This is a genomic window from Cyanobium gracile UHCC 0139 (assembly GCF_034931325.1).
Lineage (GTDB): Bacteria > Cyanobacteriota > Cyanobacteriia > PCC-6307 > Cyanobiaceae > Cyanobium > Cyanobium gracile_B.
On record NZ_JAYGHX010000001.1, the window covers coordinates 279,859 to 292,918 of the forward strand.

Below are 13,060 nucleotides of genomic sequence, written 5' to 3' on the forward strand. Positions count from 1 at the left end.
GGGGGCTGGGGCAGTGGGCCCATGGTCGCAAAAGGGGGGCCGGCGCTCAGCACCCCGGCTCCGGCTCCAGCTCCACCCGGTTGCGCCCCCGTTCCTTGGCCCGGTACAGCACCTGATCCAGCCGTTGGAACCAGGCTTCGGCCGACTCCCAGGGCCGTCGCTGCACCACCCCGGAGCTGATCGTCACCCGTCCCACGACCGCGAAGGGCTCGGCCTCCACCCGCCGCCGCAGCCGCTCCGCCATCTGACGGGCCTGCTCGGCCGTGCAGTGGGGCATCAGCACCAGGAACTCCTCGCCGCCCCAGCGGCCGACGCCGTCGCAGCTCCGCAACTGGGCTTCCACCCGTCGCCCCAGCTCCACCAGCACCTGGTCGCCGGCCAGGTGGCCGAAGTGGTCGTTGACGTCCTTGAAGTGGTCGATGTCGAAGAGCACCAGGGACAGGTCAGCGCCGTAGCGATCGGCACGGTCGATCTCCCGGCGCACCCGCTCATCCAGTTCCCGCCGGTTCCAGAGCCCGGTGAGGCCATCGGTGGTGGCCAGCAACACCAGCTTTCGGTTGGCGGCCAGCAACGCCTGGTTGGCCGCCTCGGCCTCGGCCCGGGCCTGCTGGAGTTCGAGCGCCGTGCGCTTGCGTTCCGTGATGTCGCGGCTGACCCCCAGCAGCTCCAGGAAGGTCCCCTGCTCGTCCAGCACCGGCAGGGCGATCACGTCCATCCAGACAGTGGAGCCGTCGCGGCAGTAATACTCCAGCTCGCCGCGGAACGACTGGGGCGCTCGGCCGGCCTGCAGGTCCTCGAGCAGCTGGGTGAAGTAGCCAAGGGAGATCGCCAGGGACTCGGGCGGATGGATCTGCTCGATCGGCTGGACCATCGCCTCCTCCGGCGTCAGGCCCCTGAGGCTCTCCACGGCCTGACTCACCGAGGTGATCGCGCCGTCGGGCGCCATGGTCCAGATCACATCCCTGGCGTTCTCGGCCAGCAGCCGATGGCGCTCCTCGATCAGGCGCCGTTCCCGCTCGGCGGCCACCTCCGCATCCATCGTGCGGAAGATCGCGACGGCACCCTCGACCTGCCCGTCGCAGCGGCGATAGGGACTGCCATGGATCTCGAGCCAGTGCAGCGTCCCATCCCTGGCGCGCGCCTGCTGCCGGGTGAACACCGCCTGCCCGTTCTGCGACAGACATCCGTTGGCACCACCCTGGACGTCCTCTCCGCGGTGGCTGAGCACATCGCTGCCAAGCTGCCCGATCCAATCCGCGGGGTCCCAGCCCAGGGCGACCGTGAGGGAGGGAGACACCCAGCCAACACGACCCTCGTCATCGAGGAGCAGCACCACCTCGCCCGAGTTTTCAGCCAGTAGGCGGTAGTGCTGTTCCGAAGCCATCAACAGCTCCGCGGCTCGGTAGCGCTCGGTGACGTCACGCCAGGACATGCTGAGGGCATCACCCACCTTCACCACACGGACGTCGAAGTGCCCCGTCACCCCATCGGGATGGTGGGCATCGCAGACGTCGTCGAGCACCAGGGGCAGGCCGGTTTCGATCACCGCACGGCACGGCCCCAGCCATCCCGTGGCGGGAGCGGCAGGCAACAGCGAAAGGAGCGAAGCGCCCTGCATGTCCAGCTGCGTTCGCTGGCGGTCGGTGCAAGCGGCGGCATTGGCATCCAGACACTGGAAATCGACAATCCGTCCTTCCCCATCGCGCACCGGCTCCAGCAGCAGATGGGGATCGAGCAAGGCCTCGAGGATGGCCGCCAGCCGGGCTCCGTCGCTGGCCAGGGCATCGCGGGCCTCTGCCAGCGCCTGGTTGGCCTCGCTCAACTGCCGGCGCTGGAGCGTCAACGCCTCTTCCTGCCTTTTGCGCTCACTGATGTCCCATACCGTCGAGATGAAGTGCACGGGTCGGCCCTGGTCATCACGCACCAGGCTGGAAGACACCACCGCATGGACGATGGCGCCATCCCGATGCCGGTAGCGCTTCTCAAACACGGCACAGGAATCACCACCCTTGAGGGCCTGGTGGATGTAGCTGGGGCTGAGTTCCCGATCGTCAGCGAGGGCCAGGTCGTTGACGGACATCCGTTCCAGCTCGGTCTTGCCGTAGCCGAAGATCTCGCTCATCCGCCCGTTCACCTCCAGCAACCTGCCCTCGGGACTCACCAGGCACATGCCGGTGTTGGCGGAGGCGAAGGCTCTCTGGAATGTCGCCTCGCCGGCCAGCGACTCCTGTTGTGGCCGGTTAGGCCTTGGCGCACCGGTGACCGACATCGACCCAGGGCAACCGTTCCCCCATCCTGGGCAGCCATGGGTCCGCTGCATCGCCGCTTCGGGAAAGGTTCATGCCGTTGACCCACCTCGAGCGCGACTCGGCTTCCGTACCCTGATCCCATGGCGGAGGGCTGGGAATCACGGCTGGAGCGCTGGCGGCAGGCGGGCCTGATCGACCCAGCCGGCGCCGAGGCCATCCGTGCCTGGGAACGGACCCAGCCCAGCCCCCAGCGGCTGCGGGTGCCGGTGCTGGTGGCGGTCGCCCTGGGGGGCGTGCTGGTGGCCGCCGGCTTGCTGCTGTTCGTCTCCACCCACTGGCAGGCCCTGGCGCCGGGGCAACGCTTCGCCCTGCTTCTGGCTTCGGTGGTGGGGCTGCACGGGGGCGCCGCTGCGGTGGAGGAGCGCTTCCCGCCCCTGGCGGTGAGCCTGCACGGCGTGGGCACGGTGACGCTGGGGGCGGGCCTGTTCCTGGCCGGCCAGCTGTTCCACCTCGAGGCCCACTGGCCCCTGGGGCTGCTGCTCTGGGCCATCGGCGCGGGTCTGGGCTGGGCCCTGCTGCGCCAGTGGCCCCAACTGGCGCTGCTGGCCCTGCTGGGGCCGGCCTGGCTGGTCGGTGAATGGCAGCGGGCGGTCGACGCCGCCACCGAGGGACTGCAGCGGGGATCCGGGGATCCGACGGCCGCGCTGGCACCGGCGGCGGGCCTGCTGCTGCTCAGCCTCTGTTATCTGGCGGCGCCGGCGGGGGCGGGCGCCGCCCCGGCGCCGCGGCGGGTGCTGCTCTGGCTCGGCGGGCTGGGCCTGCTGCCAACGGGCCTGCTCTGGCAGCTGTTCAGCCACGGGGGCCCCGCCACCGCCCCCCTGCCGCTGCCCCTGGCGGCCGTCGGCTGGGCCGTCGCCCTCGGGGCACCGTTGCTGCTGGCCCTGCGCCTGCGGGGGCGGCGCGCCTGGCCCCTGGCGGTGGCGATCGGCTGGCTGCTCCCCGGGGTGGCGCTGGCCTGGAGCAGCCACCAGGACGCCGGCGTGTTCACCTATCTGTGGTGGGCGGTCGGCGGCCTGCTGCTGGTGGCCTGGGGCGTGATGGAGGGCCGCGCGGAGCGGGTCAACCTCGGCGCCGCCCTGATCGCCGTCGACGTGCTGGCCTTCTACGTGTCCCAGGTGATGGACAGCCTGGGGCGCTCCGCCAGCCTGATCGGCCTGGGGGTGCTGTTCCTCGGCGGCGGCTGGGGCCTGGAGCTGCTGCGCCGCCGGCTCGTGGCCCGGGCCATCGGCAGGGGGACCCCATGATCCCCGCGCCGGCGCGGGGCCTCCTGGTGGCCCTGCTGCAGGGCGGACTGCTGCTGAGCCTGGGGGGCCAGCTGCTGCTGGATCGGGCCACCCGGCCCCGGGGCTGGATCCTGAGCGAGCCGGTGGATCCCTACCTGCCGATCCGGGGGCGCTATGTGAACCTGGCCCTGCTGGTGCCAGCCCCCGAGCTGCCGGCCGGCCAGTCCAGGCCCTGGTCGGGGGAGCGGCTGGTGCTGCACAGCGAGGCCGCCCGGGTGCGGGCCATGCTGGCCGGACCCGCCACCCCCCGCTCCCGCAGCCTGCCGGCGACGCCGCAGGGCGAACGCTGGCGCCTGGGGCCATCGGTGGCCTACTTCATTCCGCCCGGGGTGGTCGATCCCTCCCGCCGCCCGGCCGGCGAGCAGCTGTGGGTGGAGGTGACCCTGCCGGGGCAGGGTCCGCCCCGGCCGATCCGGCTGGGGGTGCAGCGGGGCGACGGGCCGATCACCCCCCTGGAGCTGCGCTGAGGTTGGCGCCGGCCGTGTTCATCGCCGCCGAAACCGGCGACGGCGCACCAGCCCGATCATCCGAATCACCCGGCTCCTGGTGGTCCTCAGCGGCAGGAAGGCCTCGGCGATGCTGATGCACCCGGTCGGAGATGGCGAACGGACGGAGCGTCGTGTGAAGCCTGTGGGGATCGGACGACGCTGCAGAGGCTGTCACTCCGTGCGCAGCAAGGCGGGGAGCCACCACAGCAAGCTGGGGGAGGCGGGCCCCATTGACGCGCTCGATCGCCGCTGGCCTGAGCCCCTGATCGAGCGGGCGGAACACCTCCTGCCCGAAGACGTTCTGCACCACGAACAACAGGACGAAGCCGATCACCGCCGCGATCAGGGGCGTGGTGACCCAGCCGGAGGCGATCCCCACCAGCACCCCCCAGCGGATCTGCCGCACGCCCCGGAGGCCCTGGAGCAGCCCGATGCCGAGCACCGAGCCGATCACGGCCTGCGATCCCGAGACCGGCAGCAGGGGAATCGTCGGCAACCCCCAGCTCGCCAGCAGGCTCTCCAGCGCCGTGGAGGAGAAGATGAACAACACCAGCGAATGGGAGACCACCACCACGAAGGCGGCCAGGGGTGAGAGGGCCAGAAGGCTGTCACCCACCGTCATCATGACGCGGCGCGAATAGGTGTAGACGCCAACGGCCACAGCGATGCCGCCGAGCAGAAACAATTGCTCCACCGAGGTCACATTGAACCGCCCCAGGGTCAGGTCACGGAAAGGCGAGGCTTCCACGAAGAAGCCCATCACGTTGCCGATGCCGTTGGCGCCGATGGCGTACGAGCCGAAGATGCCCGCCAGGATCAGGCCGCTGCGGGTGTTGCGATCGAGCGAGAGCAGATGGGGCTTGGTGAGCCGGATCCACTGCACCAGCAGCGTATAGAGCAGCATCGCAAAGATCGCCCCGAGCACCGGCGAGATCACCCAAGTGGCCACGATCCGCCGCAGCGTGCCTAGGTCGGTGGGGGAGCCGCTGAACAGATTCCAGCCGAGGATCGAGCCCACCACCGCCTGGCTGGTGGAGGCCGGCAGCCCCACCTTGCTCATCCAGGCCACCGTGAGCGCGGCCGCCAGGGCGGCGGTGAAGGCCCCCGGCAGAGCGTTGATCGCTCCCAGCTGTCCGAGCCCCTCTGCCGCGCCGGTGCCGCTGGTGACCGCACCGATGATCACGAACACGCTGCAAAGGAAGGCGGCGGTGGAGAAGCGGATCATCCGCGTGGCCACGGCGGTGCCGAAGGCATTGGAGGCGTCGTTGGCGCCCATCGACCAGCCGAGGAACAGGCCGCTGGAGAGAAAGATCAGGGTGACGATCAAGGCCATGGTCGAAGCTCCGGCTCAGAGCGAGCGCTTGATCGCGAAGATCGAGAGGCTGTCGCCGATGTTCTCCGCCTTGTCCGCGAGGGCGTCGATCATCGCCGCGGCCTCACGCAGTTGCGTGCGCTGCTCGAAGCTGAGATCGGCGGCAAAGATCCTGCGCTTGATCCGCCAAGCGAGCTTGTCGGTTTCATCCTCGAACACCCGCACCTCGTTGATGTGGTCGCGCACCGCCGCCGGCATGCGGAAAAAGGTGCGAGCCGCCACCACCACGGCCTGCACACTGCGGATCGCCATGTTGGTGAGATCCGCGAAATCCTGACCAAACTCCGGCATTCGCCGCGGCTGGACGATCATCAACTCCTGGTAATTGTCACCCATCTCATCGAGCAGCTCAAACAGGCTGCCGAGCAGTCGCAGCACGTCACCACGGGCATCGGGCAGCAGCATCTCGGTGTAGAGCATGGTCACGATCGTGCGGCGCAGTTCACTGCAGCGCCTTTTGATCTCGATGATCTGATTCAGCTTCTCCAGGCAGATGTCCGTGTCTTCATCGTTGGAGAGATAGGCCTTGATCCCCATCTCCACAAGGATGATGCCTTCTGAGATCTGGTCGAGGAATTGATCGATCAGGCCCTCGAGAAATCTGGTTTTTCCGAACAGGGGAGGGGTTTCGTTGGACACCTGCCTCGCTCACGGACCCGTCTGAGCACGGTAACGGGGGCTGCTCCGCTTCAGAACGCGTCCTCAGAATGTTCGCAACCCCTGCAGCCGGCACCCTCCGATCCGATCGCGCGGCGCAGCAGCGATCACCCCGCCTAGCCTCCGCCGATGGCCACCGCCCCGCCGCTGGAGTTCCTGCCCCCCCGCCTGGATGGTCGGGTGCTGGCGCTGGGCCGGATCGTGCTGCCGCTGTGGCTGCGCTGGCGCTGCCGGATCACGGCGGTGGAGGTGGAGGGCATGGCCACGCTGGTGGAGGCGATGCGCTCCTTCCAGGCCGGGGAGAGCCGGCTGCTGCTCGCCTTCCGGCACCCGAGCCTCGACGATCCCCTGAGCATGGCCCGGCTGCTCTGGGTGGAGCTGGCCCGGGCGGGCCGACGGCAGGGCCAGCGCTTCGATCCGGCGCCCACCGGCCAGTTCCTGTTCGACCGCGGCATCCCCCTCTGGGCCGGGCCGGCGATGGGGTGGATCTTCACCCACCTGGGGGGCGCCTCGATCCAACGCAGCAAGCTCGATCTGCCCGCCCTGCGCACGGCCCGGCGGCTGCTGCTGGAGGGGCCCCATCCCTTCGCCCTGGCGCCGGAGGGGGCCACCAACGGCCACAACGAACGCCTCAGCCCCCTGGAGCCCGGCACCGCCCAGCTCGCCTTCTGGACGGCCGCCGACCTGGCGGCCGCCGGTCGCCGCGAGCGGATGGATCTGCTGCCGATCGGCCTGCAGTACAGCTTCATCGCGCCGGTCTGGGGGGCGATCGAGGCGCTGCTCTGCCGCCTGGAGGAGGGGGCCGGCCTGGCCCCCGATCCCGGCCACGACCTCGACCCCTCCCGGCTGCACGGGCGGCTCGTGCACCTCGGGGAGCGGATGCTCGAGCAGATGGAGGCCTTCTACCGCGACAAGGTGCACCTGGCCGTACCGGAGGCGTGCGATCCCGCCTCGGACACCGCGGAGCCGGAGCCCGCCTTCGGACCCCGACTGCAGCGGCTGATGGATCTGGCCCTGCGGCGGGTGGAGCAGTCCTTCGGGATGCAGCCCTGCGGCAGCCTCACCGACCGCTGCCGGCGCCTGGAGCAGGCCGGCTGGGATCGGCTCTACCCCGCCCTGCCCCCCGGCAACGAGCCCTCCAGCCCCCTGGCCGGGGCCCTGGCCGACCGGCTGGCGGAGGAGACCGAGGCCCAGCTGTGGCACATGCGCGTGGTGGAGTCCTTTGTCGCGGTGAGCGGCAGCTATGTGCGGGAGCGGCCGAGCCAGGAGCGTTTCGCCGACACCCTGCTGCTGCTCTGGGACACCCAGTGCCGGATCCGGGGCCGCACCGCGAACCAGCGCCCCCGGCTGGGCCTGCGGAAGGTGCGGATCAGCATCGACCGACCGATCGTGGTGGATGGGCACCTCGCCGACTACCGCCGGGATCGGCGCCGGGCGGTGCAGGCCCTCACCGAGGAGCTGCAGCGGCGGCTGGAGGGGCTGATCGTGCCGTCGCCCCTGGACTGACCGCTGGCATGGGGCCTCAGCCGGCGGCGAGACGCGCCACGTAGGCGTCCAGCGTGCCGGCATTGATCCAGCCGGTGGCGATGGTCTTGGTGTGGGTCTGGCTGACGCGGCCCCGGTGCAGGTGGGAGAGGCCGGCGGGGAAGATCGCCAGCTTGCCCTTGACGGCCTCCTCGTGGTGGTCCTGCCAGTGGAATTCGGTGCCGCCCTCCGGCACCGTGTTGAGGTAGAGGATCCAGGCCAGCACGCGCCGGATCGGCTCGGTGGCCTCGTCGCTGGTGTTCCAGTCGCAGTGCCAGCTGTAGAACCCTTCCCCCGGCGCGTAACGCTGCAGGTTGAAGATCGGGTTGACGAACAGGGAGCGCTCCGGACAGCAGGAGAGGAACAGGGGCCGCTCGGCCAGGTAGCGCTTCAGGCCGACGGAGACGCCGCGCATGATCACGTCCGCCAAGCCCTGGGCCTCCGGATCGGAGCGGTCGATCCACACCAGGCTGATGTCGGTGGAGACCTTGCCGGGGGCGTCCGGCGCCTCCGCCGACCCGGCCGCGCCGGGGTGGCCTTCGCTGTCGAAGCTGAAGGCGACGCCGCGGCGCTGCAGGTCGCTGCGGCGGTCGAAGAAGGCCATCGCCGCATCGGCCAGGGCCAGATAGCCAGGATCCTCGAAGCTGCCGATCAGCCGCATCCGCGCCCGGGTCCTCTCGGATGTGGACCCTAGAACGGAGGCCCGCCGTCCATGGCAGGTGTCGAGGGCGTCTTGACGGGACCAGCAGGATCGGCAGAGTGCCACCTGACGCCTCCTTCAGACCAACCTGCCGATGTCGCCATCGCCGCGGACCGCCGCCTCCCGCCAACGCCCGCTCCGGCCAGGCCAGGGGCTTCTGGGCCTGGCCCTGGGGACCTGGGCCGGGGTCAGCCTGCTGGCGGCGGGCGCCCCCGCCGACGCCGCCCCGTACCGGGCCCGGACCCTGGTGACGGGGCTGGAGAATCCGCGCGGCCTGACGATCGCCCCGAACGGCAACCTGGTGCTCAGCGAGGCGGGCCGGGGCGGCAGCGGCCCCTGCATCCTCGCCGGCAGCGGCAACACCCTTTGCTACGGCACCACCGGGGCCGTGGGTCAGTTCGACCGCTCCACCAACGTCTATTCCAGGGCCCTCTCCAACCTGCCGTCCCTGGCGGTCCAGTCCTCCCCCCTGTTCCCTGAGGGGACGGGCCTGGCGGACCTCGCGTTCGACGGCTCCGGCCAGCTGTTCGGGGTCTTCGGCTTCGGTGCCAACCCCAACCTGATTCCCGCCGCCGGCAGCCCCCTCTTCGGAAAGACGGTCGCCATCGACCTGGGCGCCGGCAGCCTGACGCCCCTGGCCGACATCGCCGCGTTCGAAGCGGCCCAGAACCCCGACGGCAAGGATCTCAACAGCAATCCCTTCGCCCTGGTGGTGCACGGGGACGACACCTACGTCACCGATTCCGGCGGCAACAGCCTGGTGAAGGCGGACGCTGCCAACCAGGTCTCACTGGTGAACGTGTTCCCGGAGGAGCTCGTCAGCACCTCCCACCTGCCGTTCCCCTTCCCCTTCCCCGAAGTCCCGGCCCAGGCCGTGCCCACCGGCCTGACCATCGGCCCCGACGGGGCGCTCTACATCACCCAGCTCTCCGGCTTTCCCTTCGCCCCCGGGAGCGCCGACGTGTTCCGCTACGACTTCACCAACCCGGTGACGAAATTTGCCAGCGGCTTCAGCAACCTCATCGACATCGCCGCCGGTCCGGATGATGCGCTCTACCTGCTCCAGTACAGCGATGACTTTTTTGGCCCCCCGTCGGGCAGCATCCTGAGGCTGGGCCTCGATGGCAGCGTCCGGACGATCTTCGATGACCTGGTCAGCCCCACCGGGCTGGCCGTCGGCCGCGACGGCACGATCTACGTGGCCAACGATGGTGACGGGGTGAACGGCCAGCTACTCGCCCTCACCCCCGTGCCGACCCCCGGCCCCCTGCCCCTGCTCGGTGTCGGCGTCGCCTTCGCCCAGGCCCGGCGGCTGCGGCGCCGTTGTGGAGGCCTCAGCGCCGCCAGGGCACGGCGACCAGCGCCTCCAGCGACTGCCAGCGGAGGCGATCGTCCGTCACCAGGGGGCTGAGGCCCACGGCCTCAAGGGCGGCGGCCACCCGCTCCGCAGCGATGGCCTGCGGGGCGCCGGGCACGGGCCCGGCCTCCAAGGCCAGCAGCAGCACCTGCTGCTCGGCCGGATCCGCCATCACCCGCAGGTTGAGGTCGGGAAGCTCCCGCTCGAAGAACAGCCGCCGCATGCGGGCCGTGAGCGTCGGACCCAGGGCGGCCGCAAAGGCCTCCAGGGCGAGGGTGTCGCCGGAGCAGCCGCAGCTCAGGGCCAGCCAGATCAGCAGCTTGGCCCAGCTCTCGGCCGTCCACAGGGGCGGGAAGCTCTGCCGGTGCTGGCGCACCAGCTCGGCGATGGCGAAGTCGAACAGGGTGCCCTGCAGGGAGGCCACCGATGGCAGGGGTTCCTGATCCATCCGGCCATCCTGGCGGCCAGGCGGCAAACTGCAGGGGCAACGACCGTCCCTGGAGACGCCCGATGGCCCTCGATCTGAACGATCCTGAGCTCGAGTTCGCCGATCTCGTCACCGCCTACCAGAGCTGGGTGATGGCCGTGATCAACGACGAGAAGCTGGGGGGCGACAAGGTCCTCACCGATGACATCGCCGACGACGCCCTGAACGCGATGCGCTTCCTGCCGGACGTGGTGACCAGCGCCATCGAAACCACCCTGGCCCGCGTCTACGACGTGGATCCCGACGAACTTGCCGAACTGCTCTACCCCGAGGACTGAGGGGCGCTCTGGGGGCGGCCGCGGACAACGCCCCTAACCTCCCCATGTGATTCCCATCTTCCACCGCTCCCCAACCCCGCCTGGCCAGGGCCGGTGGCGGGCCGCCATCGGGGTGATCGCGGCGGGCCTGGCCCTCCCGCTGATGGCCAGCATGGGGGGCTGCCAGGGCAGGCGCCTGCAGCCGATGCTGCGCCCCCTTGAGGGCACCCTTTACATCGCGGTGGGGGTCAGCCAGGACGCCCTGGACACCGAGCTGCAGAAGGAGATCAGGATGCGCACGACCCTGCTCCAGACGACCTTCCGCACCCTCCAGCCCAGGGTGCGGCTGCAGGTGGAGGTCTTCCCGGAGGAGAACCTGCGCAACGAACTCCTCGTCCGCAACCGCACCGGCCTGAGCCCCGATCTGCTGCTGGTGAACGAATCCACCGCCCAGGAGCTGGCCCGCGAGCGACTCATCACTACCGTCTCCTTTCCGGCCGTGGTGCTGGACCAGCTCGATGCGGGTTCGGTCGTACGCGTACGGCGCAGGGACGGCACCCTGACGGGCATCCCCATGGAGCTCCAGCCCCAGGTGGCCTGTTTCGATCGGCGCCGCGTCAGGCAGAGCCCCACCAGCCTCGAGGAGCTGCTGGCCTTCAGCGCCAAGGGGATGGAGGTGGGGCTGTCCCTCGATGCGGTCAACCTGGCCTGGACCCTGGGCCCCCTCGGGGCGATCGACGCCTTCAGCGACCTGCTGGCCGGAAAGCCGGCGACCCCGAAGACCCGGCAGGGCCTGCAGGGCTGGCTGGAGTGGCTGCGCATGGCCGACCAGCAGCAGCACGTCACCGTGTACCCCACCGAGACGGAACTGCTCAAGGAGCTGATGGCCGGTGCCCTCGACTGGATTCCCTGCCGCAGCATCAACATCACCCGGCTGCGCTCGCGCCTGGGCGACAACCTCGGTGTCGCCCCCCTGCCGTCGGGGCCGTTCGGTGAAGCCAGCCCGGTCACCCGGGAGCGGGTGATCGCCTTCGGCGTCAACTCCAGTCCGGACCAGCGCCGACTGGCCCTGGCCCTGGCCCGGTTCGCCATCAGTCCCCTGCACCAGCGGGACATGATCCTGCGCAACCAGTACGTGCTGCCGGTGAACCGGGAGGTGGCGCCACCGGTGCGCAGTTCCTCGATTGTGGCGGCCATGGTGGAGGGCCGGCAGCAGTCGATGGATCGCGCCACGATCCGCCTCGAAGCGAGCACCAAGAGCCAGCGGGAGGGGTGGCAGGCCCTGCTCACCCGCTACCTGTTCGATGACCTGAGCCAGCCGGAGGCCCTCGCGGCTCTGGTGGAGCTCCTCAGTGGCGGAAGGGTCCGATGAATGTGCTGCTGCTGGAGATCGCCGGCTGGTTCGGCTACCTGCAGCGCCTGGAGGTGCGCGTGCAGGTGCTGCTGCTGCTGCTGGTGTTCCTCGGCCAGGGAGCGCTGTGCCGCCGTCTGGGGCCCCGCTTTCCCCTGGCCGGCCGGAGCGCGGTGGTGATCACCGGCCTGCTCAGCCTGCTGTCTCTGGCCCTGGCCCTGGCCGGCCAACCCTTCGGCCTGGTGCTGCTCGGACTGCTCCTCTACCTGGGCTGGCTGGGTCTGGGGGGGGTGCGACTGGTGCTGGGGCGTTTCATCCACCACCAGCAGATGCAGGTGCTGGAGACCCGCCTGATCCGCCCGGCTTACCTCCTGGTCGCCGTGCTTCTGGTGATCCGGGTGTTCGACAACCCCCAGGATCTGGCCCTCATCCCCATCGGCGAATGGTTCGGTTCCGAGGTGACCCTGGGCAGCTTTCTGCTGGCGGTGCTGATCGTTTACGTGCTGGCCATGGGCACCGGGCCGCCGGCCCAGGGTGTGGCCTGGCTGGTGCAGCGCAGCGTGGGCATCAGCAACGGCAGCCGCCGGGCCCTGGCCCTGATGATCCGCTATGCGGCGGTGGCCGTCGGCATCGTCTGGGCCCTCGATCACGTGGGCTTCAACCGGACCGCGATCCTGGCGGTGGCGGGAGGCCTTTCGGTGGGCCTGGGTTTCGGCATCAAGGAAGTCTTCTCGAACTTCGTCAGCGGTCTCTGGCTGTTGTTCGAGGGGTCGGTGCGGCCTGGGGAGGTGCTCTTCATCGACGGCGATCCCTGCGAAGTGCGCAGCCTCGGCCTGCGGGCAGCGGTGCTCTGGCGTGACCGGGACAACGCCGAACTGGTGATTCCCAACCAGACCTTCTTCACCAACACCACCGTGACCTACACGGGCACCGACACCCTGCGGCGCAGCCAGGTGCTGGTGAGTGCGGCCTACCACCACGATCCCGACGACGTGATCGCCCTGCTGGAGGCCACGGCCCGCGGCCAGAGCCGGATTCTGACCAGTCCGGCACCGAAGGGCCTGCTGCTCCGTTACGGCGATTCCTCCATCGACTATGCCCTGCGTTTCTGGATCGCCAACCCGATGGATAACGTCTCCATCTGCAGCGAAGTGCAGGCCGCCATCTGGCGGGCCTTCCGGGACCGACAGATCGAGATCCCCTTCCCGCAGCAGGTGCAGTATCGGGTCGAGGGTCCACCCAAAAGCTGAACCTGGCTCCACTGGCGATCGCAGG

Annotated in this window: 12 protein-coding genes; 7 read left to right on the forward strand and 5 right to left on the reverse strand. The window is 70.0% G+C overall.

Features of this window, described 5'->3' with window-relative positions; genetic code table 11:
* Nucleotides 1-46: 46 nt before the first annotated feature.
* Nucleotides 47-2,269, reverse strand: coding sequence for a PAS domain S-box protein (locus tag VB738_RS01320; protein WP_323304017.1), 2,223 nt, complete (start codon nucleotides 2,267-2,269; stop codon nucleotides 47-49).
* A gap of 120 nt (nucleotides 2,270-2,389) precedes the next feature.
* Between VB738_RS01320 and VB738_RS01325 the strand changes: the two genes are divergently transcribed.
* The gene (locus VB738_RS01325) at nucleotides 2,390-3,553 is read left to right on the forward strand and encodes a DUF2157 domain-containing protein (RefSeq protein ID WP_323304018.1); all 1,164 of its coding nucleotides are present in this window, start codon (nucleotides 2,390-2,392) and stop codon (nucleotides 3,551-3,553) included.
* The gene (locus tag VB738_RS01330; RefSeq protein ID WP_323304019.1) at nucleotides 3,550-4,059 is read left to right on the forward strand and encodes a hypothetical protein; all 510 of its coding nucleotides are present in this window, start codon (nucleotides 3,550-3,552) and stop codon (nucleotides 4,057-4,059) included. Before VB738_RS01325 ends, VB738_RS01330 begins: the two co-directional genes overlap by 4 nt.
* Here VB738_RS01330 and VB738_RS01335 read toward each other — a convergent pair.
* Nucleotides 4,037-5,413, reverse strand: a complete 1,377-nt coding sequence (locus VB738_RS01335) for an anion permease (RefSeq protein ID WP_323304020.1) — start codon at nucleotides 5,411-5,413, stop codon at nucleotides 4,037-4,039. The two genes, VB738_RS01330 and VB738_RS01335, sit on opposite strands and share 23 nt — an antisense overlap.
* Before the next feature lie 15 nt (nucleotides 5,414-5,428).
* Nucleotides 5,429-6,091: a DUF47 domain-containing protein gene (locus VB738_RS01340; protein WP_323304021.1), complete on the reverse strand. Its 663-nt coding sequence runs from the start codon at nucleotides 6,089-6,091 to the stop codon at nucleotides 5,429-5,431.
* Nucleotides 6,092-6,238: 147 nt separating this feature from the next.
* Between VB738_RS01340 and VB738_RS01345 the strand changes: the two genes are divergently transcribed.
* Nucleotides 6,239-7,615 carry a 1-acyl-sn-glycerol-3-phosphate acyltransferase gene (locus VB738_RS01345; protein WP_323304022.1) on the forward strand — a complete coding sequence of 459 codons (1,377 nt, stop codon included), beginning with the start codon at nucleotides 6,239-6,241 and terminating at the stop codon, nucleotides 7,613-7,615.
* A gap of 16 nt (nucleotides 7,616-7,631) precedes the next feature.
* On the opposite strand, the gene VB738_RS01350 is transcribed toward VB738_RS01345, so the two are convergent.
* Nucleotides 7,632-8,294, reverse strand: a complete 663-nt coding sequence (locus VB738_RS01350; protein ID WP_323304023.1) for a 2OG-Fe(II) oxygenase — start codon at nucleotides 8,292-8,294, stop codon at nucleotides 7,632-7,634.
* Between the two features lie 133 nt (nucleotides 8,295-8,427).
* Between VB738_RS01350 and VB738_RS01355 the strand changes: the two genes are divergently transcribed.
* Nucleotides 8,428-9,744: a ScyD/ScyE family protein gene (locus VB738_RS01355; protein WP_323304024.1), complete on the forward strand. Its 1,317-nt coding sequence runs from the start codon at nucleotides 8,428-8,430 to the stop codon at nucleotides 9,742-9,744.
* Here the strand turns inward: VB738_RS01355 and VB738_RS01360 are convergent.
* Complete coding sequence (locus tag VB738_RS01360) at nucleotides 9,668-10,138, reverse strand: protein phosphatase (protein WP_323304025.1); 471 nt, start codon at nucleotides 10,136-10,138, stop codon at nucleotides 9,668-9,670. The genes VB738_RS01355 and VB738_RS01360 overlap by 77 nt on opposite strands.
* Nucleotides 10,139-10,200: 62 nt before the next feature.
* Between VB738_RS01360 and VB738_RS01365 the strand changes: the two genes are divergently transcribed.
* Genes VB738_RS01365 through VB738_RS01375 form a run of 3 tightly spaced genes read left to right on the forward strand, consistent with a single transcriptional unit; the run spans nucleotide 10,201 to nucleotide 13,035 of the window.
* The gene (locus VB738_RS01365) at nucleotides 10,201-10,455 is read left to right on the forward strand and encodes a hypothetical protein (RefSeq protein ID WP_015110195.1); all 255 of its coding nucleotides are present in this window, start codon (nucleotides 10,201-10,203) and stop codon (nucleotides 10,453-10,455) included.
* A gap of 46 nt (nucleotides 10,456-10,501) precedes the next feature.
* Nucleotides 10,502-11,806 carry an ABC transporter substrate-binding protein gene (locus VB738_RS01370; protein ID WP_323304026.1) on the forward strand — a complete coding sequence of 435 codons (1,305 nt, stop codon included), beginning with the start codon at nucleotides 10,502-10,504 and terminating at the stop codon, nucleotides 11,804-11,806.
* Entirely contained in the window at nucleotides 11,803-13,035 is a 1,233-nt protein-coding gene (locus VB738_RS01375; protein ID WP_323304027.1) for a mechanosensitive ion channel family protein, read from the forward strand. The genes VB738_RS01370 and VB738_RS01375 overlap by 4 nt, the downstream gene beginning before the upstream one ends.
* Nucleotides 13,036-13,060: the final 25 nt, after the last annotated feature.